29 protein-coding genes are annotated in these 22,928 nt (G+C 61.2%); 26 read left to right on the forward strand and 3 right to left on the reverse strand.

The annotated features are described in order from the left end of the window. Nucleotides 1–37: 37 nt before the first annotated feature. The 26 genes from rpsH (at nt 38) to glmM (ending at nt 20,355) form a co-directional block, all read left to right on the forward strand. Complete coding sequence (gene rpsH / locus ACFUCV_RS13310; RefSeq protein ID WP_380816484.1) at nt 38–436, forward strand: 30S ribosomal protein S8; 399 nt, start codon at nt 38–40, stop codon at nt 434–436. 22 nt (nt 437–458) lie between these two features. After that, nucleotides 459–995, forward strand: coding sequence for a 50S ribosomal protein L6 (gene rplF / locus ACFUCV_RS13315; protein WP_380816486.1), 537 nt, complete (start codon nt 459–461; stop codon nt 993–995). A gap of 2 nt (nt 996–997) precedes the next feature. Next, complete coding sequence (rplR, locus tag ACFUCV_RS13320; RefSeq protein ID WP_380816488.1) at nt 998–1,369, forward strand: 50S ribosomal protein L18; 372 nt, start codon at nt 998–1,000, stop codon at nt 1,367–1,369. Between the two features lie 26 nt (nt 1,370–1,395). Next, complete coding sequence (gene rpsE, locus ACFUCV_RS13325) at nt 1,396–2,076, forward strand: 30S ribosomal protein S5 (RefSeq protein ID WP_380816491.1); 681 nt, start codon at nt 1,396–1,398, stop codon at nt 2,074–2,076. After that, complete coding sequence (rpmD, locus tag ACFUCV_RS13330) at nt 2,076–2,288, forward strand: 50S ribosomal protein L30 (RefSeq protein WP_380816492.1); 213 nt, start codon at nt 2,076–2,078, stop codon at nt 2,286–2,288. Before rpsE ends, rpmD begins: the two co-directional genes overlap by 1 nt. A 1-nt stretch (nt 2,289) precedes the next feature. Next, a complete protein-coding gene (gene rplO / locus ACFUCV_RS13335) occupies nt 2,290–2,769 on the forward strand; it encodes a 50S ribosomal protein L15 (RefSeq protein WP_380816494.1) in 480 nt (159 codons plus the stop codon). Nucleotides 2,770–2,993: 224 nt separating this feature from the next. Then, complete coding sequence (secY, locus tag ACFUCV_RS13340) at nt 2,994–4,319, forward strand: preprotein translocase subunit SecY (RefSeq protein ID WP_380816496.1); 1,326 nt, start codon at nt 2,994–2,996, stop codon at nt 4,317–4,319. Further along, nucleotides 4,316–4,894, forward strand: coding sequence for an adenylate kinase (locus ACFUCV_RS13345; RefSeq protein WP_380816498.1), 579 nt, complete (start codon nt 4,316–4,318; stop codon nt 4,892–4,894). Before secY ends, ACFUCV_RS13345 begins: the two co-directional genes overlap by 4 nt. A 113-nt stretch (nt 4,895–5,007) precedes the next feature. Continuing rightward, the gene (map, locus tag ACFUCV_RS13350) at nt 5,008–5,844 is read left to right on the forward strand and encodes a type I methionyl aminopeptidase (RefSeq protein ID WP_380816500.1); all 837 of its coding nucleotides are present in this window, start codon (nt 5,008–5,010) and stop codon (nt 5,842–5,844) included. A 233-nt stretch (nt 5,845–6,077) separates the two neighbouring features. Next, complete coding sequence (locus ACFUCV_RS13355) at nt 6,078–6,863, forward strand: glycerophosphodiester phosphodiesterase (RefSeq protein WP_380816502.1); 786 nt, start codon at nt 6,078–6,080, stop codon at nt 6,861–6,863. Between the two features lie 3 nt (nt 6,864–6,866). After that, complete coding sequence (locus tag ACFUCV_RS13360) at nt 6,867–7,814, forward strand: carbohydrate ABC transporter permease (protein WP_380816505.1); 948 nt, start codon at nt 6,867–6,869, stop codon at nt 7,812–7,814. 47 nt (nt 7,815–7,861) lie between these two features. Continuing rightward, entirely contained in the window at nt 7,862–8,758 is an 897-nt protein-coding gene (locus ACFUCV_RS13365; protein ID WP_380816507.1) for a carbohydrate ABC transporter permease, read from the forward strand. A gap of 54 nt (nt 8,759–8,812) precedes the next feature. Then, a complete protein-coding gene (locus tag ACFUCV_RS13370) occupies nt 8,813–10,162 on the forward strand; it encodes an ABC transporter substrate-binding protein (protein ID WP_380816509.1) in 1,350 nt (449 codons plus the stop codon). Between the two features lie 1,046 nt (nt 10,163–11,208). Then, nucleotides 11,209–11,553: a hypothetical protein gene (locus ACFUCV_RS13375; protein ID WP_380816511.1), complete on the forward strand. Its 345-nt coding sequence runs from the start codon at nt 11,209–11,211 to the stop codon at nt 11,551–11,553. A 368-nt stretch (nt 11,554–11,921) separates the two neighbouring features. Continuing rightward, on the forward strand, nt 11,922–12,200 hold the full coding sequence (locus ACFUCV_RS13380; RefSeq protein WP_380816514.1) for a hypothetical protein: 279 nt from the start codon (nt 11,922–11,924) through the stop codon (nt 12,198–12,200). A gap of 35 nt (nt 12,201–12,235) precedes the next feature. Then, on the forward strand, nt 12,236–13,213 hold the full coding sequence (locus tag ACFUCV_RS13385; protein ID WP_380816516.1) for a P1 family peptidase: 978 nt from the start codon (nt 12,236–12,238) through the stop codon (nt 13,211–13,213). A gap of 171 nt (nt 13,214–13,384) precedes the next feature. After that, a complete protein-coding gene (infA, locus tag ACFUCV_RS13390; protein WP_009358723.1) occupies nt 13,385–13,606 on the forward strand; it encodes a translation initiation factor IF-1 in 222 nt (73 codons plus the stop codon). Between the two features lie 29 nt (nt 13,607–13,635). Beyond that, on the forward strand, nt 13,636–13,749 hold the full coding sequence (rpmJ, locus tag ACFUCV_RS13395) for a 50S ribosomal protein L36 (RefSeq protein WP_011775570.1): 114 nt from the start codon (nt 13,636–13,638) through the stop codon (nt 13,747–13,749). 193 nt (nt 13,750–13,942) lie between these two features. Beyond that, nucleotides 13,943–14,320 carry a 30S ribosomal protein S13 gene (gene rpsM / locus ACFUCV_RS13400; protein ID WP_062286656.1) on the forward strand — a complete coding sequence of 126 codons (378 nt, stop codon included), beginning with the start codon at nt 13,943–13,945 and terminating at the stop codon, nt 14,318–14,320. Between the two features lie 71 nt (nt 14,321–14,391). Then, the gene (gene rpsK / locus ACFUCV_RS13405) at nt 14,392–14,793 is read left to right on the forward strand and encodes a 30S ribosomal protein S11 (RefSeq protein ID WP_038464649.1); all 402 of its coding nucleotides are present in this window, start codon (nt 14,392–14,394) and stop codon (nt 14,791–14,793) included. Between the two features lie 132 nt (nt 14,794–14,925). Beyond that, on the forward strand, nt 14,926–15,936 hold the full coding sequence (locus tag ACFUCV_RS13410) for a DNA-directed RNA polymerase subunit alpha (protein ID WP_380816519.1): 1,011 nt from the start codon (nt 14,926–14,928) through the stop codon (nt 15,934–15,936). A gap of 86 nt (nt 15,937–16,022) precedes the next feature. Then, the gene (rplQ, locus tag ACFUCV_RS13415; RefSeq protein WP_380816521.1) at nt 16,023–16,562 is read left to right on the forward strand and encodes a 50S ribosomal protein L17; all 540 of its coding nucleotides are present in this window, start codon (nt 16,023–16,025) and stop codon (nt 16,560–16,562) included. Between the two features lie 160 nt (nt 16,563–16,722). Then, entirely contained in the window at nt 16,723–17,649 is a 927-nt protein-coding gene (truA, locus tag ACFUCV_RS13420) for a tRNA pseudouridine(38-40) synthase TruA (RefSeq protein ID WP_380816523.1), read from the forward strand. Between the two features lie 208 nt (nt 17,650–17,857). After that, nucleotides 17,858–18,301: a 50S ribosomal protein L13 gene (gene rplM, locus ACFUCV_RS13425; RefSeq protein WP_380816526.1), complete on the forward strand. Its 444-nt coding sequence runs from the start codon at nt 17,858–17,860 to the stop codon at nt 18,299–18,301. A gap of 37 nt (nt 18,302–18,338) precedes the next feature. Next, entirely contained in the window at nt 18,339–18,854 is a 516-nt protein-coding gene (gene rpsI / locus ACFUCV_RS13430) for a 30S ribosomal protein S9 (protein ID WP_380816528.1), read from the forward strand. 145 nt (nt 18,855–18,999) lie between these two features. Then, on the forward strand, nt 19,000–20,355 hold the full coding sequence (glmM, locus tag ACFUCV_RS13435; RefSeq protein WP_380816531.1) for a phosphoglucosamine mutase: 1,356 nt from the start codon (nt 19,000–19,002) through the stop codon (nt 20,353–20,355). A 76-nt stretch (nt 20,356–20,431) separates the two neighbouring features. Here glmM and mscL read toward each other — a convergent pair whose 3' ends face one another. The 3 genes from mscL to coaA form a co-directional block, all read right to left on the reverse strand. After that, entirely contained in the window at nt 20,432–20,839 is a 408-nt protein-coding gene (gene mscL / locus ACFUCV_RS13440) for a large conductance mechanosensitive channel protein MscL (RefSeq protein ID WP_380816533.1), read from the reverse strand. 62 nt (nt 20,840–20,901) lie between these two features. Further along, a complete protein-coding gene (locus tag ACFUCV_RS13445; protein WP_380816535.1) occupies nt 20,902–21,933 on the reverse strand; it encodes a D-alanyl-D-alanine carboxypeptidase family protein in 1,032 nt (343 codons plus the stop codon). Then, nucleotides 21,933–22,901 (reverse strand): type I pantothenate kinase, encoded by a 969-nt coding sequence (gene coaA / locus ACFUCV_RS13450; protein WP_380816537.1) that lies wholly within the window; start codon nt 22,899–22,901, stop codon nt 21,933–21,935. The genes ACFUCV_RS13445 and coaA overlap by 1 nt, the downstream gene beginning before the upstream one ends. Nucleotides 22,902–22,928 lie beyond the last annotated feature (27 nt).

Below are 22,928 nucleotides of genomic sequence, written 5' to 3' on the forward strand. Positions count from 1 at the left end.
GCGAAGGAAACCGTTTCGAGGAAGGGCAAGCGCCCAAATGACAATGACAGATCCTGTCGCAGACATGCTTACGCGTCTGCGCAATGCAAACTCGGCACACCACGACACCGTGTCCATGCCGTTCAGCAAGCTCAAAGGTCACATCGCCGACATCCTGAAGGCGCAGGGTTACATCACTGCGTGGAACGTCGAAGATGCCGAAGTCGGCAAAAAGATGACCATCGAACTGAAGTACGGCCCCGCACGTGAGCGTTCAATCGCTGGCCTGCGCCGTATTTCCAAGCCCGGTCTGCGCGTTTACGCAAAGTCCACAAACCTTCCCAGCGTGCTGGGCGGGTTGGGTGTCGCCATCCTGTCGACGTCCTCCGGTCTTCTGACCGACCGTCAGGCTGCCAAGAAGGGCGTGGGTGGGGAAGTCCTCGCCTACGTCTGGTAGTAGAGAGAAGGGATAAGAACTTATGTCACGTATTGGACGTCTCCCCATCTCCGTGCCTGCCGGCGTCGAAGTCAAGGTTGAAGACAACCTGGTTTCCGTCAAGGGCCCGAAGGGAACGCTGGAGCACACTGTTGCCAGCCCCATCGCGGTGGCTCTCGAAGAGAACACCATCACCGTTAGCCGCCCCAATGACGAGCGCAACTCGCGTTCACTTCACGGCCTGACCCGTACCCTCATTGACAACCTGATCATCGGTGTCACTGCAGGCTACGAGAAGAAGCTGGAAATCGTTGGAACCGGTTACCGCGTAGTCGCCAAGGGCAAGGACCTCGAGTTCGCTCTGGGCTTTAGCCACCCGGTCCTCATTGAGGCCCCGGAAGGCATCACACTGGCCGTAGAGAGCCCCACAAAGCTCTCCGTGTCAGGTATTGACAAGCAGCAGGTGGGCGAAGTTGCTGCCAACATCCGCAAGCTGCGCAAGCCCGACCCGTACAAGGGCAAGGGCGTACGCTACGCCGGCGAAATTATCCGCCGCAAGGTCGGAAAGGCTGGTAAGTAACCATGGCACTATCCGTACGAGGAAAGTCCAAGGCCGCAGCACGCGGCCGTCGCCACCTGCGTGTTCGCAAGCGCGTCAACGGAACCACTGTGCGTCCGCGCCTGGTGGTCAACCGCTCGGCCCGCCACGTATTCGTTCAGGTCATTGATGACACCCAGGGCTTGACCCTGGCGTCAGCTTCGACCCTTGAAGCGGACATGCGCGCATTTGACGGTGACAAGACCGCCAAGGCCAAGCGCATTGGCGAGCTCGTTGCCGAGCGCGCCAAGGCTGCCGGCATTGAAGCTGTTGTCTTCGACCGTGGCGGTAACCGCTACCACGGCCGTGTCGCAGCCATTGCCGACGGCGCACGTGAAGGTGGTCTGGCACTGTGACCGAAAATATCAACAAGGAGAACACTGTGTCAGAAGCAACTGCAGCTGACGGTGCAGCCGCGAAGACCGAAACTGCTGCAGGCGCTGACGGCGCCCGCGGCCGTGGCGGCCGCGACGGTGCTCGTGGAGGCCGCGAAGGCGGTCGCGACGGTGGCCGTGGCCGCGGCCGCGATGGTGGACGTGAGGCTGAGAAGAGCCAGTTCATCGAGCGCGTTGTCAACATCAACCGCGTAGCCAAGGTTGTCAAGGGTGGTCGTCGCTTCAGCTTCACCGCACTCGTCATCGTTGGCGACGGCAACGGCTTGGTCGGCGTCGGTTACGGCAAGGCCAAGGAAGTTCCCGCAGCAATTGCCAAGGGTGTTGAAGAAGCCAAGAAGTCCTTCTTCCGCGTTCCCATGATTGGCAAGACCATTCCGCACCGCGTGCAGGGTGAGGCCGCTGCCGGCGTCGTCATGCTGCGCCCGGCCGCAGCTGGTACCGGAGTTATTGCCGGTGGCCCGGTTCGCGCAATCCTGGAATGCGTTGGCATCCATGACGTGCTGTCCAAGTCACTTGGTTCCTCCAACGCCATCAACATTGTTCACGCAACTGTTGCGGCATTGAAGGGTCTGGAAGACCCCAAGGCTGTTGCGGCTCGCCGCGGTCTGCCCTTGGATGAGGTTGCTCCGGCCGTGCTGCTGCGCAATATGCAAAAGGCAGGTCTGTAATGACTACACCGAAGAACATTCAGCCTTCTGAGAAGAAGCTTGAAATCACTCAGATCCGGGGCCTTGTTGGCGCCAAGCAGAACCAGAAGGCTACCCTTCGTTCACTGGGCCTCAAGCGCATCGGTCACACCGTTGTCCGCACAGCTGATGCAGTGACCGCTGGCATGATCAACACGGTTCCGCACCTGATCAAGGTTGAGGAGACGAAGTAAAGTGGCTGAAAAAAATACAGCTGAAACTGTTGAAAAGCAAAGTGCACTGAAGGTTCACCACCTGCGGCCTGCACCGGGCGCCAAGACGGCTAAAACCCGTGTTGGCCGTGGTGAAGGTTCCAAGGGTAAGACCGCCGGCCGTGGTACCAAGGGCACCAAGGCCCGTTACCAGGTCAAGGCTGGATTTGCTGGCGGCCAGTTGCCGTTGCACATGCGCCTGCCCAAGCTGCGCGGCTTCAAGAACCCGTTCCGCGTCGAGTTCCAGGTTGTAAACCTGGACAAGATCAACGAATTGTTCCCCGAAGGTGGCGCAGTCACCGTGGAGACACTGGTTGCCAAGGGCGCGGTTCGCAAGAACCAGCCCGTGAAGGTGCTCGGCACCGGCGAGATCACCGTCAAGGTTGATGTTGCTGCCGACGCGTTCTCGACCAGCGCAATTACAAAGATCACTGCTGCAGGTGGCACCACCACCGAACTGTAGAAAGTTCACGAATGCGCACATCTAGCGACTAGACTCTTGGTGGGCGGAAGCACTGCTTCCGCCCACCAAGGGTCTTTTCGTCTTTCCTGGACTGGCGCCTACATTCTTCGACCCCCGTGCATGAGACGTGTCATAGTTTCAATGCCGACCGGGTCGACCCTTAGAATCAATCCTTGGGCTTCTGCTCCAGAAGCCAAGTTCATCACTACACGTCAGGAGGACGCTTGCTTACCGCATTTGGCCGCGCCTTTCGCACGCCTGATCTGCGACGCAAGTTGTTGTTCACGCTGGGAATTATTGCCATCTTCCGCATGGGTGCTTTTATCCCATCGCCTGGAATTGATTACCGAAATGTCCAACAGTGCGTGAACGCAGCTGACACAAGTCAAGGTATTTACCAGCTTGTGAATTTGTTCAGCGGCGGCGCCTTGCTTCAGGTTTCCATTTTTGCCTTGGGAATCATGCCCTACATCACGGCAAGCATCATTGTTCAGTTGCTCCGTGTAGTGATCCCCCGTTTCCAGGAGCTGCATCAAGAAGGCGCCCAGGGACAGGGAAAGCTCACCCAGTACACCCGTTACCTCACCATTGCCCTGGCTTTGCTCAACGCCACCACCTTGGTGACCCTGGCCCGGTCCGGACAGCTGTTCGCCGGTTGTGGTGCTGCAGGAACTGACGGGGCGTTGATCCCCAACGACAGCCTGATCACCATCCTGCTGCTCGTCATCACCTTGACCGCAGGCTCCGGCCTGATCATGTGGATGGGCGAGCTCGTCACTGAAAAGGGCGTCGGCAACGGCATGTCCCTGCTGATCTTCGTGGCCATTGCAGCGCAGTTCCCCACCTCCCTCGGCGCCATCCTCAAAACCCAGGGTTGGGGCACCTTCCTGACAGTGATGGTCATTGGCCTGATGGTCGTGGCACTGGTCGTGTTTGTTGAACAGTCACAACGCCGCATCCCGGTCCAGTACGCCAAGCGCATGGTCGGCCGCCGCACCATGGGCGGGACCAGCACGTACATCCCCATCAAGGTCAACATGGCCGGCGTTATCCCGGTCATCTTCGCATCCTCCATGCTGTATCTGCCCTCGCTCCTGGCGCAGTTTGCCACTCCGGCCAACAGCACGGAAATTCCGGCATGGGTGGAATGGATCAACAACTACCTCACCCGTGGCGACCACCCGATCTACATGTTGATGTATTTCCTCTTGACGGTCGGTTTCACCTACTTCTATGTGGCGATCACCTTCAACCCTGAAGAGGTCTCCGACAACATGAAGAAGTACGGTGGCTTCATTCCCGGAATTCGTGCAGGGCGGCCCACCCAGGATTACCTCCAGTACGTCATCTCGCGCATCACGCTTCCGGGCGCGATGTACCTGGCCATTGTTGCCCTGATCCCGTTGATTGCACTGGTCCTGGTGGGGGCCAACCAGAGCTTCCCGTTCGGCGGCACCTCGATTCTGATCATCGTGGGCGTTGGTCTGGAAACGGTAAAGCAAATTGACGCGCAGCTCCAGCAGCGCCACTACGAAGGACTACTACGATGACGAGAATGTTGATCATTGGGCCTCCCGGCTCCGGCAAAGGTACGCAGGCTGAACGCATTTGCGCCCAGCTGGACATTGTGGCAATCTCCACCGGCGATATCTTCCGGGCCAACGTCAAGGGTGAAACCCCCTTGGGCCTGGAGGCCAAGAAGTACATGGACAATGGCGACTTTGTTCCGGACAGTGTCACCAACCGCATGGTCCGTGACCGGCTCGCGCAGGATGACGTAGCGGAGGGCTTCCTGCTGGACGGTTATCCCCGCACCTCACCGCAGGTCGATGAACTGGACGACATTTTGGCGTCAGCGGATGCTGAACTCGACGTGGTTGTGCAGCTCACCGCCGACGACGAGGAACTGGTGAAGCGGCTCTTGAACCGGGCCTTGGAAACGGGACGCAGCGATGACACGGAAACTGTGATTCGCCACCGTTTGGATCTCTACCGCGAACAGACCGAAGTTGTGGTGTCCCGCTATGCGGAGCGCGGCATCCTGGCCAAGGTTGATGGACTCGGCGAGATGGACGACGTCACGGCACGCATCATGGAAGCCATTGACGCGAGCCGGACAGCCTGACCAGCCACCAGCAATGACCGGCGAGGCAGCGTTGCCAAGCCGGTGAAGGAGGGCTCCTACCCGCACCATGGGGAGGGGCCCTCCACCGTTTTCCCTAGCGAAAGGATTCAGCCATGGCATTTGGCCAGCAGCGAATCGAATATAAAACCCTTGACCAGATGCGCATCATGCGCCGCAGCGGCCTGATCCTGGATGCTGCCCTGAACACCACCGTCGCAGCAGTGGCCCCCGGCGTCACCACGGCACAGCTGGACGCCATTTTTGCCGCCGAGCTGCAGAAGGCCGGTGCCAAGTCCAATTTCCTTGGCTACCATGGCTTCCCCGCGACCATCTGCACTTCGGTGAACGAAGAGGTGGTCCATGGCATTCCAGGACCACGGGTCCTTGAAGCCGGCGACTTGATTTCCATAGACGGCGGCGCCATTGTGGAAGGATGGCATTCGGATTCGGCCCGCACAGTCATCGTGGGAAACCCTGACGCTGCGGACCCGGCCGACCGGCGCCTGAGCGACATCACCGAAGAGAGCATGTGGCGCGGCATCGCGGCGATGGCCACGGCCAAGTATGTTGGTGACATTGGTGATGCCATTGATGAATATGTCACCTCACAGCCCGGGCCGGAACTGGGTATTTTGGAGGACTATGTAGGTCATGGCATTGGCTCGGCCATGCACATGGCCCCAGACGTTTTGAATTACGCCTCCAAGCATCGCGGCCCCAAGCTCAAGCCCGGCATGTGTCTGGCCCTGGAGCCAATGCTGGTGCGTGGCGGCCTGGACACCCGCACCCTGGATGACGACTGGACGGTGGTGACCGAAGACAAATCCCGGGCAGCGCACTGGGAGCACTCGGTGGCTGTGCACAGCAAGGGGATCTGGGTGCTTACCGCGGCCGACGGCGGTGCGTCGCGGCTCGAGCCGTGGGGAGTGACACCCGCGCCGCTGGACTAAAGGTCCGTACGTCAACTCCATACGCGTTGCCTTCAACGGCGTTGTTCCTGCACCCCGCACCAAGTCCCAACAGACCTGGTGCGGGGTGCAAGACTTTAAACCCCGGTTAACTAAATGTCCACCTGCAAGCCACGAAAACGTCCTGCACGATCCGTAGCGTCTCCTGTAGCAGGGGCAACACGCCATAGCGCGGCACTTGGCCCCTCTCGCCATATTTAGAGGAGCGCTCACGCATGAACATCTACGCCCATCGAGGGGTTTGCGCCCATTTGCCCGAAAATACCCTGACCGCCTTTTCGCGGGCAGTTGAATTGGGCATTGCCGGCATTGAACTGGACGTGCACTTGTCACGGGACGGCGTGCCCGTCGTCATCCATGACAACACGGCCGACCGCACCACCAACGGCTCCGGCCCGGTGGCGGGATTCACCGCCGCCGAACTTGGGCTTTTGGATGCCGGGGCGGGTCAATTTGTGCCCACTCTGGAGCAGGTGCTTCGGCTCGCTGCCGGGCGTCTACGGGTGAACATTGAACTCAAGGACGCCAACACCGTTGATTCAGTGGTGAAGCTGGTGGCCGGCATCCCGGAGCTGGACTGGTTTGTCTCGTCAGCTGATTGGGCTGCCCTTGCCACGGTGGTGCGCAAGGCCCCCGGGGCCAGAATCTACCCGCTGTGCGTGGGCCGACCCGAGAAGTTTCTGGGCCTGCTTCCTGCAGGAGTGCAAAACAGCCACTTTGCCGGCCGGAGCCTGGATGACGCAATTGCATTCGCTGTTGTCCATGGTGCCGAAGGGGTTTCCGTCTGGGAGGGCGGCCTTGACGGGGAAGACATTGAGAGCATTCACCGCGCCGGTCTGCAGGCCTGGGTATGGACAGTCAACGATGAGCTGCGTGCCCGGGAATTGCAGGCCCTGGGCATCGATGGGATTTGCACCGACGATCCGGAGCTCATTCAAGGCTTGGCGCCTTCCGGCATTGAGGCTCCAGCACACGCTGCCTTAACAACGGTGGGCAACTAGGCCGTGGTTCAAGTGCTCCCAAGCGGCGCCACTGCCGTAAAAACTCAAACAGCGCAGGACACGGCACAGCGCAAAAAGCGCATCCCGTGGAAGTCATGGCTGCTCTTTCTGCTGTTCGCCGGTCCCAACGTTGCCCTGTTGCTGGTCTTCACCTACAAACCGCTGCTGCAGTCACTGCAATATTCCCTGCTGCAGTGGAACATTGGCTCGGCCACAGCGCGCTTCATTGGATTCGACAACTACATCAACTGGTTCACCGATCCCACCACCGCCAACGTGGTGCGGGTGACGGTGATCTTCACGCTGGCAACCGTGGGCGGCGGCATGGTGCTGGGCTTGTCCCTGGCGCTTTTGCTCAACCGCAAACTGCGGGGCACGGGCATTGCCCGAACAGTGGTGGTGGCGCCGTATGTCCTGTCCGGCGTCGCCGTGGGGCTGCTGTGGCTCTTTGTCTTCGACCCGAACTTTGGCGTGCTGGGCGCCGTGCTCAAGAGCGTGGGATTGGCATCCCCGGATTGGTACAACGATCCTGCGTGGGCACTTCCCATGATCATCATCGTGTACCTGTGGAAGCACGTCGGATACGTCGCCCTCATTTATTTGGCCGCCCTGCAGGGTGTGCCCCGGGACCTGCTGGAAGCCGCCACCCTCGACGGCGCCGGACCCGTGGCGACTTTCCGGGCGGTGGTCCTGCCACTGCTGGGTCCCACCACCTTTTTCCTCTCCGTCACCACGCTGCTGAGCTCGCTGCAGTCCTTCGACATCATTCAGGCCATGACCCGCGGTGGTCCGTTGGAAGGCACCACCACCATGATGTATCAGATCTATCAGGAGGGATTTGCCACCGGGCGGGCCGGCTACTCCTCGGCCATTGCCACCGTCCTGTTCGTGGTGCTGCTGGTGATCACGGGAGTGCAGATGCTGCTTGTACAAAAGAAGGTTCACTACTGATGGGCATTGTTGTAAGCGAAACGAGGGTTGCGTCCGCTCAGAGACCCTTGACAGGAACAGCCGACGACGCCGGCACCCCGGGAAGTGCCAACACCAGCGGTGCCGGCCACCCCTCGGTGCCGGAAAGGCGCAGGCCACGGTTGGGCGGTTATGCCCTCATGGCCTTGGCAATTGCCGCCATGATCATGCCCCTGGTGTGGATGATGCTGGCGAGCTTCAAGCAGCGCGATGAAATTTACACAGTTCCGATTCAGTGGCTTCCGGAGTCCTTTGCCCTGAGCAACTACTTCGATGCCCTTGCTGCCGTGCCATTTGGAAACTTCTTCGTCAACTCCATCATCACCACAGCGGTGGGCGCCACCTTAAAGATTTGTCTTGGCCTCACCACGGCCTATGCCGTGGTCTTTTTGGAATTCCCGCTGAAGAAACTCGTGTTTGGACTGGTGGTGTTTGCGCTGCTGGTTCCACAGCAGATAGTCATCATTCCCAACTACACCCTGGTTTCCGATCTCGGGTGGATCAACAGTTACCAGGGACTGATCATCCCCGGCCTGGCCAGCGCCTTTGGCACCTTCCTGTTCCGCCAACATTTTCTCACCCTGCCGCTTTCCATCCTGGAGGCGGCGGCATTGGACGGAGCCAGTCATTGGACCCGCCTGTGGCGTTTTGTGGTTCCCATTTCCGCCCCCACGATTGCCGCGGTGGCGCTGGTTTCAATTGTGTCTGAATGGAACGAATACCTGTGGCCCCTGTTGGTGGTGGACAAGGCAGAAATGATGACCCTGCCGGTCGGCTTGACCCTGCTCCAAAACAACGACGGCGTCACCAACTGGGGCGTGCTGATGGCCGGAACAGTGCTGATCACCGCGCCGGTCCTCATTGTCTTCTTCCTCTTGCAACGCCGCATTGTCACGGGCCTTACCTCCGGGGCAGTCACGGGCTAAACACCCGCCCCTCACCAAAAAACCTCGCTTTATACCTTCTTCCAGGAGAAAAACATGTCAGCTTCACCGTTCGCCAGCATCAACCGCCGCCAACTGCTGCAATTGGCGGCCCTCATGGGCGGGGCCGGGGCACTGGCCGCCTGTGGCGGCCCGGCCGTGGGGCAGGCCGGGGGAGCGGCCACGGATGCCGCCACCGACTGGGCCTCAGTGACGCCAGCCACCGAAATTACATGGTGGTCAAACCACCCGGGCACCTCCAAGGACATCGAGACGCAACTCATTGAGCGCTTCACGGCCGAAAGCGGAATCAAGGTCAACCTGGTCACCGCAGGCGCGAACTACGATGAGGTGGCACAAAAGTTTCAGGCCGCCTCAGGCTCCAGCAATGTCCCGGACCTGGTGATCGCCAGCGATGTGTGGTGGTTCCGTTACATGATCAACGGCCAGATCATTCCCATGGATCAACTTGCCGCGCATTTGGAGTTCGACACCGCTGACTTCAACACCACCTTGTATGACGATTACCAGTTTGCAGATGCGAACTGGGCGGTTCCCTACGCCCGCTCCACCCCGCTGTTCTACTACAACAAGTCAGTGTGGCAGCAGGCCGGGCTGCCCGACCGCGCTCCCAAGACCTGGCAGGAGTTCGATGAATGGGCCCCGAAAATCCAGGCCGCCGCGGGCATCACCCCGCTGGGTTTGGGCAAAGGCACGTCCTGGACTGCGTGGTGGTTCTGCAATCTGCTCTGGGGCGCAGGCGGCGCCTACTCCAAGGATTGGACCACGACGCTGGATACCCCGGAGGCCATTGCGGCAGCCGGGTACTTACAGAAGATGCTCCATGAGGACAAAAGTGCCGCGGTGACGGCCAAGGATCAAGTGGCTGACTTTGGGGCCGGGTTGACAGCTTGCACCATTGCCTCCACGGGCTCGTTGAGTGGCATTTTGGGTTCGGCCAAGTTTGAGCTGGGAACTGGTTTCCTGCCCGAGGGGGAGCAGGGCCCGGCCTGCCCCACCGGGGGCACGGGACTGGCCATTCCGGCCGGGAAATCACCTGAACAGCAATTGGCCGCCGGAATGTTCTTGAAGTTCCTGACCAACGCCGAAAACACCGCGTTCTTCTCCTCCAACACCGGCTACATGCCTGTGCGCACCTCAGCGCTTGAGGGTGAGACCATGCAGGCCGTCTACGCCAAGACCCCGCAGTTCCGTACTGCGGTGGACCAGCTCGCTGGCACCCGTGTGCAGGATTGGGGCCGGGTATTTGTCCCCAACGGTGACAAGGAACTCACCACGGCGTTGGAAAAGATCATGCTGCAGCAGGCAGATCCGGCCGAGGCCTTTGCCACGGCCGCCACGGCCATCACCAAGTCCTACGAAGACAACGTCTTGCCCTACCTTTAGACGGACACGGGTTGTGGGCCCCGGCGCGGCCCGTCACCGGCCGGGCCCCAAGCCGCGGTCGGGTCGACGCGGAAGCGCCAAGGTTCCCCTCTTGGGACACCATGGTGAATGCTCGGCAGACCGGGGGCAAAAGCTACGTGGTTCAACTGTTCCTTCTGTTCCCACTGCGGCCCGCGCTCGCCGGACAAGTCCCAGGGTGCGGGCCGTTTTCCTCCAGGCGCAAAGACTTATAAATCCGCAGGATACAAGGGGAGTATGTGCCAGGTGGGGTCCGGTATGCGTGACGGTGCGGCCAGGACTCCATGGAATGCCTTTTTTGGGGGCGATGCGGTTCAGCTGTGGGGGATGCCTGAAACAAATGTCATGATGCTTGTGGGGCGGACCCCACCATGGGAGGCGTGTCAGTGGATTAAGTGTTGGGGGTCCGGTGATCGAAGGGCAAAAAATGTGCTTCAGTATTCCTTGGGCCTGGAACCCCGTGGCCGGAGCACATGGCAGTTATGGCCCAGGAGCATCCGTTTTCCCTAAAACTTTTAGTGTTCATCCGTCATGCTTGGCAGCTCGACCCCGAGGCGGACATTCCTGAATTTCTGCCGCAGCCGCTGCCGGGAAATTCAAAGGCGCCAGGCTCAGCCAGCCTTCCCGAGTGGGGTGCACGTTGGCAAAACGCTTGGGAAAGGACCTGGACCCGGTACTGGATTGCCGACACCTCCCGCCGGCAATGCCCGAGGCAGGAAAGCATGCGCCAGATGCGCGAAACCATGCGGCAAGTCATGCAGCCAGGGCGGCCCCTCCACCCAAGCATCCCTCCCTTGCGGACCGCTGACTGCAATTGGGACGGCATCGGCCAAGACGCGTTCAATACCGGAGAACAAAACCTGGTCCAGAGAATTCCGACGCACATGGAACGCCAAAATTTGCCCAGCCTCATCCCTGCTTGGAAATCGGGATTGGGCACCGTCATCAGGTCATTCCCGTGTGGGCGGACTGCCCAATGATTTCTCTGCTTCTTAGATCGGTGCAACGGGGTATGGCACACTTGGCCCATGGCCAGTAGCTATCTTGTTCCTCTCACGGCAGCTTTTTTAGTAATCGGTGCCATGACCGGCTGCACCACCGACGCTCATTCCGGAAAGGTTGAAGTTGAAGTGCGGGCCATGGCTCCTGGAGCCCAAGGCAACTCCTATGAGGTGAAGATCATTGGTCCTGATGGAGATTTCGCCAATTCGCAGGAAGTCTCCGTAGGATCCACCTACGGCATTGAGGGGTTCCCCTTTGGGACGGTCTCAGTTGAGGCAAGTTCAGGGTGTGTAGTTGAAAGTGAGCTAAGTTTAGAGTCGCCCAGGCTTCGTGTGGTCATAGACGGGGAGAACTGCCTCGCCGTCAACTAAGCCGTCCGGTCAAAGGCCGGGACTGCCTCTGTCCGACGGGGACAACCAGCAAAGTTCTTTCAGCCGGGAATGATGCATCGGAGCACGTTGCCCGGCCGCCATCGAACCCTGAAAGAAGCGGCCTGACTGACTCCGTGACTGGTGCCGCGCAGTCTTTCTACACCTTGGCTCTACAGGACGGTGGCTGCAACAGATGCGGCCTTGCATGCCGCGCTGAGGGCTCTCGCATTTGCCCTTCCGCTCTATGCACGGTCCGTAACCGGCTACGCCGACGATCTCGTACCGAGGTCCGTACCAGCCTTGATGCCCGGCCAACGTTCCACCTACGGGGGGATGCAGTGAGCGGTGTGGCCGTGTTTGGATGAAGCATGAAAGCTGCCGGAAAGACGCTGTACGCAACATGGGGAACCGTGCTCACCCTCGCAGGAGCAGCAGGTGCTTTTGTCATGTTTTTACAGCCGTGGAGGAGCTGTCCTGAAATTGATGACAGTTCCGCGGGCTGTCCAGCCACGGGAAGTGATATTGGCCTGCTCGGTGTTGCCGTTCTTGTTCTGATGGTTGGCATCGTGCTTCTAACCTTGTCTGTGTCCTTCAAGCGGGGACAGGTTGCTTCCAATGATGCGCGGCCCTTTGGTAAATTCACTTAGCCCACAACCCCTGCCGCCCCCGAAGGAGCCCGCCCGTGCCCAGCACCAGCCAAGCCGACGCAACAAACACACACAGCCATGGTGCCATCACGGATGTGCCGGGCATCCGGGTGGGCCAGGCCCAACGCGTGGGGGGCGGCTGGCTCACCGGGGTCTCCGTGGCCCTGCCCCCGCCGGGCACCATAGGTGCGGTTGACGTGCGGGGCGGCGGTCCCGGCACGCACGAAACCGATGCGCTGGACCCGTCCACCCTGGTTTCCACGGTCGACGCCGTGGCCCTGGTGGGTGGCAGCGCCTATGGATTGGCCGCGGCGCACGGTGTGCAGCAATGGTGTGAGGAAAATGGCCGCGGCTTTCCGGTGCCCGGCGGGGTGGTGCCCATTGTCCCGGCCGCCGCGATCTTTGACCTGGGCCGCGGAGGTGACTTTTCACTGCGGCCCGACGCCGCACTCGGGTACGAGGCGGCACGTGCGGCCGCCAGCCAAACGGAAGGGGCCGGCGTCGACCGCGGTAATGTGGGCGCCGGCACCGGAGCCGCCATCGGTGCAGGGACGTACAAGGGCGGAGTGGGGACGGCATCCGCCCGGCTCGGGGGAGCCAACGCACACATTGCCGTGGGGGCCTTGGCGGTGGTGAACGCCGCAGGTGTGCCGTGGCTGGCGGGAGCTTCCCTGCCGCCGTCATCAGCGGGGTTGAACACCACCTTGGTGGTGGTGGCCACCAATGCCACGCTGAGCGTGGCGCAGGCGAAGCGGACGGCCACGGCGGCGCACGCCGGCATGGCGCGGGCATTGAACCCGGTCCACACCCTGGCCGACGGCGACACCATCTTCACGCTGGCAACCAACGCCGAGGAACTGCAGGCACCGGCCGGCATGCCCGTGGCGGCACTGATTGAATTGCAAAGCGCCGCGGCGGAGGTGGTGCGGCTGGCCATTTTGGACGGAATTGCGCAGGCCCCGGGCGTGACCACCCCGGCAGGGGAGCTGCCGGGGTGGCCGGGGAGTGTCTAAGGCGCCGATTTAACTTATTTGCGGCTTTGTACTAGAGTAGCTTGTTGGTTGTCTTTGCCTGCCCATCTGTGGCGTGCGCGGGGATGAACAGTAATAAGTAGTACATCAATTGCCGCTTTGCAGCCAACCTTCAGGGTTGCCTGCAGCGGCGCAACAAAGTTAGCGGAGGATATGGCCAAGAAAGACGGGGTCATTGAGATCGAGGGCGTTGTGACTGAAGCGCTGCCCAACGCGATGTTTCGTGTTGAGCTGACAAACAAGCACATCGTTCTTGCCCATATCTCAGGAAAAATGCGCCAGCACTACATTCGTATCCTTCCTGAGGACCGAGTTGTGGTGGAGCTGAGCCCGTACGACCTTACACGTGGTCGTATCGTCTACCGCTACAAATAACCACAACTGCAATCACGCAAAGGAATGCCATGAAGGTCAAGCCGAGCGTCAAGCAGATCTGCGATAAGTGCAAGGTGATTCGCCGCAACGGTCGAGTCATGGTGATCTGCGAGAACCCGCGCCACAAGCAGCGTCAGGGCTAATTTTCCTTCCAAAGGAAAACCCCGGGCAATTGCTCACGCAAGTAAATTAATCAGGCAGCACAAGTTGGACGAAGGCGCAAGCAATTGCGCAACCGGTCAACGGACCCCCGGTCGGAGGCCGGGGCCGCAGAGGATCAAATCCCTGTGGGTGTACTGTCTACGACCTCCGGTTTACACATAGGAGCAGCCAAATATGGCACGTCTCGCTGGCGTAGACCTTCCCCGCGAAAAGCGGTTGGAAGTAGCGCTTACATACATCTACGGCGTGGGCAAGACCCGTGCAAAGAATGTCCTGGCGGAAACGGGGATCTCCCCGGACGTCCGTGTCAAGGACCTTTCTGACGCTGAACTCGTTCAGTTGCGTGACAACATCGAGGGCAACTACAAGGTTGAGGGTGACCTTCGCCGCGAGGTGGCAGCAGACATCCGCCGCAAGGTGGAAATCGGCAGCTACCAGGGTATCCGCCACCGTCGTGGCATGCCCGTGCATGGCCAGCGCACGAAGACCAACGCTCGTACCCGCAAGGGCCCGAAGCGTACCGTCGCAGGCAAGAAGAAGGCTGGCAGGTAACCACCACTAGCGTCACGCTAGTGGTGGGGTCCGTGCCCCGCCGCCCCAATAAACTTTCGTAGGAGAATATAATGCCCCCAAAGACTCGGGGCGCGGTTCGTAAGCCGCGTCGCAAGGATAAAAAGAATATTGCGCTGGGCCAAGCGCACATTAAGAGCACCTTCAACAACACCATCGTGTCCATCACGGATCCCAATGGTGCAGTCATCTCATGGGCTTCCGCCGGTGAAGTTGGCTTCAAGGGCTCACGCAAGTCAACTCCCTACGCCGCACAGATGGCTGCTGAAGCAGCTGCCAAGCGCGCGCAGGAGCATGGACTTCGCAAGGTTGACGTTTTCGTGAAGGGTCCGGGTTCGGGCCGCGAAACGGCAATTCGTTCGTTGCAGGCTGCTGGTCTTGAGGTTGGCTCCATCTCGGATGTCACCCCCAGCGCCCACAACGGCTGCCGTCCGCCCAAGCGCCGTCGCGTCTAATCGAGATTTTTAGCAGCCAAGTTGGCCTCCACCATGGTGGAGGCCAACTTGGCCGCTGTTAAGTCTCATCAGCCGCCATTTCCACTACCTGTGTTGCGTCATATAGCGGATGCTCGCTGAAAGGAAACCCCAGTGCTCATTGCACAGCGCCCCACCCTCTCTGAAGAAGTAGTTTCCGAAAACCGTTCACGGTTCATCATTGAACCGCTGGAACCCGGCTTCGGCTACACCCTGGGAAACTCCCTCCGCCGGACACTGCTGTCCTCCATTCCCGGGGCTGCTGTCACCAGCATCCGCCTGGATGGCGTTCTGCACGAATTCACCACTGTTCCCGGTGTCAAGGAAGATGTCACTGAGATCATCCTGAACATCAAGGGCCTGTCAGTGTCTTCGGAGCATGACGAGCCCGTCGTCGCCTACCTGCGCAAGCAGGGTCCCGGCGTCGTCACGGCTGCAGACATTGCACCCCCGGCCGGTGTGGAATTCCACAACCCGGACATGCACATTGCCACGTTGAACTCAAAGGGCAAGTTCGAACTTGAACTGACCATTGAGCGCGGCCGCGGCTACGTCTCAGCTGCACAGAACAAGAACATTGATGCAGAGATCGGCCGCATTCCGGTTGACTCCATCTACTCTCCCGTTCTGAAGGTCACCTTCCGTGTGGAAGCCACCCGTGTTGAACAGCGCACCGACTTTGACAAGCTCATTGTTGATGTGGAAACCAAGCAGGCCATCTCCCCCCGGGATGCCATTGCCTCCGCTGGTACCACGCTCGTTGAGCTGTTTGGCCTGGCCCGCGAATTGAACACCGCGGCTGAGGGCATCGAGATTGGCCCGTCCCCGACGGACGCCGCTCTTGCCGCAGACATGGCCCTGCCGATCGAGGACCTGGACCTGACGGTCCGTTCCTACAACTGCCTCAAGCGTGAGGGCATCCACTCCGTGGGTGAACTCGTTGCTCGCTCCGAGGCTGACCTGATGGACATCCGCAACTTCGGTGCAAAGTCCATTGATGAGGTAAAGGCAAAGCTGGTTGAGCTTGGTTTGGCCCTGAAGGATTCCCCTCCAGGATTTGACCTCGCCGCCCGTGCTGCAGCCCTTGATGAGAACGACGACGCCTTTGGCGACGACGAACTCTAAGTTCGAACAACAAATTTTTTAGCCGGCCGGGCGGACACAGTTGATGTGCCCGCCTTCGGTCCGGCTGACACTTGAGGAGAAACACCATGCCTACACCCGCCAAGGGTCCCCGCCTCGGAGGCGGAGCGGCTCACGAGCGCCTGATGCTCGCGAACCTGTCCGCTTCGCTTTTCGAGCACAAGCGGATCACCACCACCTTGACCAAGGCCAAGCGCCTGAGCCCCTACGCAGAGCGACTGGTGACTTTCGCAAAGCGTGGCGACCTGGCTTCACGCCGCCGCGTCCTGGGCCTCATTTCCAACAAGGGCATTGTCCACGAATTGTTCACGGACATTGCCAAGGCTGTTGAAAACCGTGAAGGCGGCTACACCCGCATCACGAAGATCGGCAACCGCAAGGGCGACAACGCTCCCATGGCAGTCATCGAGCTCGTTCTCGAGCCCGTAAGCGCCAAGCAGGCAGTCGTGAAGGAAGCCACATCCGCAGCGGCCAAGGCCGCTCCGGTTGAGGAAGCTCCGGCTGAAGAAGTTGTGGAGACCGAAGTTGTGGCAGAAGACGCCGCAGTGGAGGAAGCTCCGGCTGAAGAGGCGGCTGCTGAAGAAGCACCCGCCAAGGACGCCAAGTAGCGCTCTGAGCCCTTCGGTTCCGCTTTACCGTTGAAGGACCCGCCGCCCCGCGAGGGGAGGCGGGTCCTTTTGCTTTCCGGCGGAAACTGGTGGCGTGGCCGGTTCGGGCAGCGGCCAGCGGTGACGGTGTGGCGGGTGCCGCGCCGGTAGAATTGACGGCATGCAAAACCACCATCTTTCCCCGCAGGAGCGCGGACTGGTCCGCGTGCGCCTGGATATTGCGTACGACGGCGCCCCGTTCAGTGGTTGGGCCGTGCAGCCAGGGCGGTTGACGGTCCAGGGCGCCCTTGAGGAGGCACTGGCGCTGGTCCTGCGCCGCCCGGCGCGGCTGAGCGTTGCCGGACGCACCGACACCGGCGTGCACGCGCGCGGACAGGTGGCCCACGTGGACCTCACGCAGCAGGAGTGGCAGGCGCTCAATCGCGGACACGCCGCGGAGCATTCGCCGGCGCCCCAGCGGCGGCTCAATGGCGCCTTGGGTCCGGTGCTCCGGGATCTGCACGGGGCCGTGCAGGTGCTGCACGCGCAACGGGCGCCGGAGGGCTTCGATGCACGTTTTTCAGCCCTTTGGCGGCGCTACAGCTACCGGATAGCGGACGCGCACTCCCCCCGGGATCCGTTGCTGCGTGCCCACACCCTGTGGTTCAACGACTCCCTTGATGTGGAGCGAATGAACGCGGCGGCGGCACAGCTGCTGGGGCTGGGCGACTTCAAGGCCTTCGCCAAACCGCGGGAAGGATCGACCACCGTCAGGACCCTGCAGCATTTCGACTTCAGCCGCGGCAGTGACGGTGTGATTAAACTCAACATCCAGGCCGACGCCTTTTGCCACAACATGGTGCGTGCCCTGACCGGCGCAGCGCTGCGGGTGGGGCGGGGGGTGGAAGGCGAAAGCTGGCTGCGGGAGCGCCAGTTGGCCGGTGTCAGGGATGCCAAATCCGTGTTGGCCAGCGCCCACCCGCTCATTTTCGAGCAGGTGGCCTACCCGGCAGACGCGCAGTTGGGTGAACGCGCCCAGCTGACCCGGGCACGCCGGCTGCCGGAAAACAAGGCTCCCCACCCCGCTTTGACCCGGGGCGTCGGTTAAAGGTATCGTTGATAGTCGTTGTGCGTGTCCTATCTCGATACCACGCGCCCGCCACAGGTCCGGTTGCAGGACTACCACTGGGCGGGCGTAATCGGGAAGTGTATGGATAACTGGTGTTAGAGCCCTCACCTCTGTTCCGGTAAACGCATAGATAGCAGGTGCCACCCATCTGTGACACCACCTAGAACAAGAAACGAAGGCAAAAACCGTGCGTACGTATACCCCGAAGCCCGGCGATATCTCCCGTCAGTGGCACATCATCGATGCCAACGACGTTGTCTTGGGCCGTCTTGCCAGCCAGACCGCAACACTGCTGCGTGGAAAGCACAAGCCGACCTTCGCTCCCCATATGGACATGGGCGATTTCGTCATCATCATCAACGCCGAGAAGGTTGCCTTGACCGGCGCCAAGCTCGAGCAGAAGCGTGCCTACCGCCACTCCGGTTTCCCGGGCGGGCTCTCAAGCATGAACTATGCAGAACTGCTGGAAAAGAACCCGGTTCGCGCTGTGGAGAAGGCCGTTGCCGGCATGCTCCCCAAGACCAAGCTGGGCAACGCCCAGATCAGCAAGCTCAAGGTCTACCGCGGTGCTGAGCACCCCCACGGTGCACAGCAGCCCCAGACATTTGAAATCACCCAGGTCGCCCAGTAGTCCTGGCCACCACCTAAATCATTAATCAAGGAGAATCGTGGCTCAGAACACTGAAGAGCTGAACACCGAGGCCGTTGTGGCTGAGGAAGAAGTTTTGACCAGCTACACCAGCGAAAGCTCGGCTGCAGCAGATGCAGCACCCAAGAAGGAACGCCCCGCCCTGACCGTCTCAGGCGCTGCTGTTGGACGTCGCAAGCAGGCAATTGCCCGCGTTCGCGTTGTGCCCGGCACCGGCAAGTGGATTGTCAACGGCCGTGAACTGGCCAACTACTTCCCGAACAAGCTGCACCAGCAGGAAGTAAACGACCCGTTCCGCATCCTGGATCTGGATGGTGCCTACGATGTGTGGGCCCGCATCCACGGTGGCGGCCCCTCGGGCCAGGCAGGCGCCCTGCGTCTGGGCGTTTCCCGTTCCTTAAACGAGATCGACGCTGAGAACAACCGTGCCATCTTGAAGAAGGCAGGCTTCCTGACGCGTGACTCGCGCGTCATCGAGCGCAAGAAGGCCGGTCTCAAGAAGGCCCGCAAGGCTTCGCAGTACTCCAAGCGCTAAACCTTTTACGCTGCACAAAGGGCCGGATGCCTATGCATCCGGCCCTTTGTGTTTCCCCACCGATCCTTGGCACGGCCGGTGCCATGGCGCAGTCCACGCGCTGCGGGGCGGCTTTGCCAGCGTCATGATTTAGACTAAGGCTGATATGGCGAAATTATTTGGAACAGACGGAGTCCGCGGACTGGCCAATGGCCTGCTGACGGCTGAATTGGCGCTCTCCCTGGCTCAGGCAGCCGCCGTGGTCCTGGGCCATGAGCAAATGAGCGAGGGCAAGCGGCCCCGGGCAGTCATTGCACGCGACCCGCGGGCCAGCGGTGAATTCATTGGCGCTGCTGTGGAGGCGGGACTGGCCAGTGCCGGCGTCGACGTTTACGACGCCGGAGTGCTCCCGACCCCGGCCGCGGCGTTCCTCATCGCCGACCTGGGCGCGGACTTTGGTGTCATGATTTCCGCCTCCCACAATCCCGCCCCGGACAATGGCATCAAGTTCTTCGCGCGCGGCGGCACCAAGCTCCCCGACGATGTGGAAGAAGCCATTGAACAGGAGCTTGAACGTGAAGTTTTCCGCCCGGTGGGTGCCGACGTGGGCAGGATCCAGCGTTTTTCCGACGCCGAGGACCGCTACGTCGTGCACCTTTTGGCAACCCTGCCGCACCGCTTGGATGGGTTGAAGATTGTTTTGGACTGCGCCCACGGCGCGGCAAGCGGATGCTCCCCGCAGGTGTTCACCGACGCCGGTGCGGAAGTGACTGTCATTGGTGCCGATCCGGACGGCCTGAACATCAATGACGGGGTGGGCTCCACCCATCTAGGTCCGCTGCAGGACGCAGTGCTGGCACTTGGGGCGGATCTGGGCATAGCCCACGACGGCGACGCCGACAGGTGCCTGGCGGTGGACCACGAGGGCAACGTCATTGACGGCGACCAGATCATGGCCATTTTGGCGCTGGCCCAGAAAGCGGCCGGGGAGCTCAAGGACGACGTCCTGGTGGCCACCATCATGAGCAACCTGGGCCTGAAAATAGCCCTTCGCGACGCGGGCATCACCATCCGGGAAACGGGCGTCGGTGACAGGTATGTGCTGGAGGAAATGCGCCGCGGCGGATACACCCTGGGCGGGGAGCAGTCGGGCCATGTGATCTTCTCAAAGTACGCCACCACCGGTGACGGCGTGTTGACGGGTCTGCAGCTGGCCGCGCAGGTGGCCAAGACCGGCAAATCGTTGAAGGAACTGGCCTCGGCCATGACCAAGCTGCCGCAGGTCATGATCAACGTCAAAAACGTGGATAAAAGCCGCACGGCCCTGGTGCCCGCCCTGCATGCGGCCATTGCCCGGGCGGAAGAGGAGCTGGGGGACACCGGGAGGGTCCTGCTGCGCCCCTCCGGCACCGAGCCCCTGGTCCGGGTCATGGTCGAGGCTGCCGACGTGGACACGGCCACGCGCATCTGCCAGGATCTGGTCCAGGTGGTCCAGGACGAGTTGTCCTTCGTCAACGGTTGATTCATGACATAAAAAGGCGGCAGCCCCGGGGCCCGGGGCTGCCGCCTTTTTTGCGCGCCTATATTTGTGGTGCCGCCTAGTGCTTCCCGCCGCTGGGGCGTGCGGCCAGGGCGTCACGGATTTCCGTGAGCAGTTCAATGTGCGCATCCACGGGCACTTCCGCTGCTTTGATGTCCAGCTTGGCATTGCGTCTAGCTATGAGGTGGTTCATGGGTGCCACCACCAAAAAGTAAATGGCTGCCGCAATGATGAGGAAATTGACCAGTGCGGTGAGGAAGACGCCGAATTTGATGTCCACCCCGTTGATGGTGATCAGCGCAAAGCTGTCAAAGTTGGGAGATCCGGTGATGGCGGCAATAAGTGGCATCAGGACATTGGCCACCAGTGCGTTGACCACTGCGCCGAAGGCGGACCCAATGATGACGGCGACGGCAAGGTCGATGACGTTGCCCTTCATGATGAATTCCTTAAACCCTTTTAGCATGCCCTTAAGCTACAGCACCACCGGGGTTTGCCGCACTGCCGCAGGCAATGCGAAGTTCGAAGTCATTTGTAGTCCGGGGCGCCCGGCAGACCGGCGAACCGCTCATAGCTGTCAATGCCCCGTGCCCGCATGTCCTGCGCCACCGCAGCGCCCAGGTAACGCAAATGCCAGGGTTCCGGGAGGTACCCTGTGACTGTTTCCCCACCTGGCTGGTAACGGACCACAAAACCGTGGTCTGCCGCATGGGCCGCCACCCACTGCCCGGCAGCGGTCCCGGCAAAGCAGGAGTTGAAATCACAGTCCGGCCCGGCATCGGCGTCGCCAATGTCCAGGGCAAGTCCGGTTTGATGCTCCGAGAAGCCAGCCCGGGCCGAGGTGGAGTCGGCGGCCTGCACGCCCTTGTCGGCCACATAACCGTTGTACAGCTCCAGCTGCTTCGCGTAGGAGCGGTAGCTGCTTTTCACCGTGATGTGCACATTTTCAGCAGCCGCCGCGGCAATCATGCGTTCCACCGCCGCGGCCGCCTCCGAACGCAGCAGCACCTCCGCGCCGTTTCCGCCTCCCAGCTCCGGCGCCACCAAATCCGTGGGCACATAGTTCAAGGGCTGCAGCGGGTTGCGCTTGTTCACCAGCACCAGGGGACTGGCCGGGTTGCCAACATCGAGCAGTGCCTTGTCCTTCGGCGCCGCAGTGCCGGTGGCAAAGAGCTGCTGCAGCGCAGATCCGGGGGCGGCGCCGGTGACGGCAGCCGGCGGGGGAAGCGGGGTGGCGGAACCTCCCGACGCCGCAAGCGCGCCGGGTATGGGGGAGGGGGCGGGGGAGGCCGCCGTCACCGGTGCTGACGGCGGCGCTGCGGGGACGGTGGTGGGAAGGGGCGCACTGGAGGGTTGCACCGCCGTGGTCCCGGGCGTTGGGTCGGCCGGGAGCGGCCCGCCGACTTCAGGGGCCAGGGCCAGGGCGCCGCCAAAGACCAGGGCGGCCCCCACCAGGGACACCATGACACCACCTGGCCGGGGCAGGGACAACTCACGGCGCAGCTTGGCCCCCGGACTTAAGCGCGGGCGCCGGGCCTGATGGAATCCAACCAGCTGCACTAGACCTTCCTTAACAGCATCCGGCGGATGGAGTGGTCGGAATCCTTGGTGAGCACCAGTTGGGCCCGGCCCCGGGTGGGCAGCACGTTTTGCAGCAGGTTGGGTTCGTTGATGTTTTTCCAAATGCGGGTGGCGGTGGCGGTGGCTTCGGAATCGGAGAGCGCGGCATAACGGCGGAAATAGGAGTTGGGATCGGCGAAGGCACCGCTGCGCAGGGAACGGAAACGCTCAATGTACCACTGCTCGATGTAGCTGGTTTTGGCATCCACATAGATGGAAAAGTCAAAGAAGTCACTTACGGCAAGTCCGGAGCGGCCGTCGGTGCGGGGGCGGGCGGCCGCCAGCACGTTCAAACCTTCAACAATGAGCACATCGGGACGCTCCACCACCACTTCGCGCTCCGGGACAATGTCGTAGCTCAGGTGCGAGTACAAAGGTGCCCGCACCTCCTCGGCTCCACTTTTGACGGAGCTGACAAAGCGCAGCAGGGCACGGCGGTCATAGGACTCGGGAAAACCCTTCCTTTCCATCAGGCCCCGACGTTCAAGCTCCGCATTGGGGTACAGGAAACCGTCAGTGGTGACCAGCTGCACATTGGGGGTGTCGGGCCACCGGCGCAACATGTCGCGGAGCACGCGGGCCGTTGTGGACTTGCCCACAGCCACGGAGCCGGCCACGCCAATCACGAAGGGGGTGCGGGAGCCGTGTTCACCCAAAAACGTGGTGGTGGCATTGTGCAGATGGCCCGCCGCCCCCACGTATAAATTAAGCAGCCTGGACAGTGGCAGGTAGACATCACGGATTTCACGCATATCCAGCTGGTCGCCCAGTCCGCGGATGCGCTGCAGGTCGTCCTCGCCCAGCGGCTGCTCGATTTTGCTGGCCAGTCGGGACCAAGTCTGGCGGTCCAATTCCACAAAAGGGGAGGCGCTGACGCTGCTGCCGGACTCGGTTCTTTGCGCTGTCACTTGGCTAATTCTGCCTTGTTTGGCGCG

Source organism: Specibacter sp. NPDC057265 (genome assembly GCF_042668835.1).
Lineage (GTDB): Bacteria > Actinomycetota > Actinomycetes > Actinomycetales > Micrococcaceae > Specibacter.

Bases quoted from the DNA above. Each gene is read 5' to 3' on its own strand.
- rplF (WP_380816486.1), top strand. From the start codon at position 459: ATGTCACGTATTGGACGTCTCCCCATCTCCGTGCCTGCCGGCGTCGAA.
- infA (WP_009358723.1), top strand. From the start codon at position 13,385: ATGGCCAAGAAAGACGGGGTCATTGAGATCGAGGGCGTTGTGACTGAA.
- rplR (WP_380816488.1), top strand. From the start codon at position 998: ATGGCACTATCCGTACGAGGAAAGTCCAAGGCCGCAGCACGCGGCCGT.
- ACFUCV_RS13375 (WP_380816511.1), top strand. From the start codon at position 11,209: ATGGCCAGTAGCTATCTTGTTCCTCTCACGGCAGCTTTTTTAGTAATC.
- rpmJ (WP_011775570.1), top strand. From the start codon at position 13,636: ATGAAGGTCAAGCCGAGCGTCAAGCAGATCTGCGATAAGTGCAAGGTG.
- rpsK (WP_038464649.1), top strand. From the start codon at position 14,392: ATGCCCCCAAAGACTCGGGGCGCGGTTCGTAAGCCGCGTCGCAAGGAT.
- ACFUCV_RS13355 (WP_380816502.1), top strand. From the start codon at position 6,078: ATGAACATCTACGCCCATCGAGGGGTTTGCGCCCATTTGCCCGAAAAT.
- map (WP_380816500.1), top strand. From the start codon at position 5,008: ATGGCATTTGGCCAGCAGCGAATCGAATATAAAACCCTTGACCAGATG.
- mscL (WP_380816533.1), bottom strand. From the start codon at position 20,839: ATGCTAAAAGGGTTTAAGGAATTCATCATGAAGGGCAACGTCATCGAC.
- truA (WP_380816523.1), top strand. From the start codon at position 16,723: ATGCAAAACCACCATCTTTCCCCGCAGGAGCGCGGACTGGTCCGCGTG.
- rpmD (WP_380816492.1), top strand. From the start codon at position 2,076: ATGACTACACCGAAGAACATTCAGCCTTCTGAGAAGAAGCTTGAAATC.
- ACFUCV_RS13370 (WP_380816509.1), top strand. From the start codon at position 8,813: ATGTCAGCTTCACCGTTCGCCAGCATCAACCGCCGCCAACTGCTGCAA.
- rplQ (WP_380816521.1), top strand. From the start codon at position 16,023: ATGCCTACACCCGCCAAGGGTCCCCGCCTCGGAGGCGGAGCGGCTCAC.
- ACFUCV_RS13380 (WP_380816514.1), top strand. From the start codon at position 11,922: ATGAAAGCTGCCGGAAAGACGCTGTACGCAACATGGGGAACCGTGCTC.
- ACFUCV_RS13345 (WP_380816498.1), top strand. From the start codon at position 4,316: ATGACGAGAATGTTGATCATTGGGCCTCCCGGCTCCGGCAAAGGTACG.
- glmM (WP_380816531.1), top strand. From the start codon at position 19,000: ATGGCGAAATTATTTGGAACAGACGGAGTCCGCGGACTGGCCAATGGC.
- rpsM (WP_062286656.1), top strand. From the start codon at position 13,943: ATGGCACGTCTCGCTGGCGTAGACCTTCCCCGCGAAAAGCGGTTGGAA.
- rpsH (WP_380816484.1), top strand. From the start codon at position 38: ATGACAATGACAGATCCTGTCGCAGACATGCTTACGCGTCTGCGCAAT.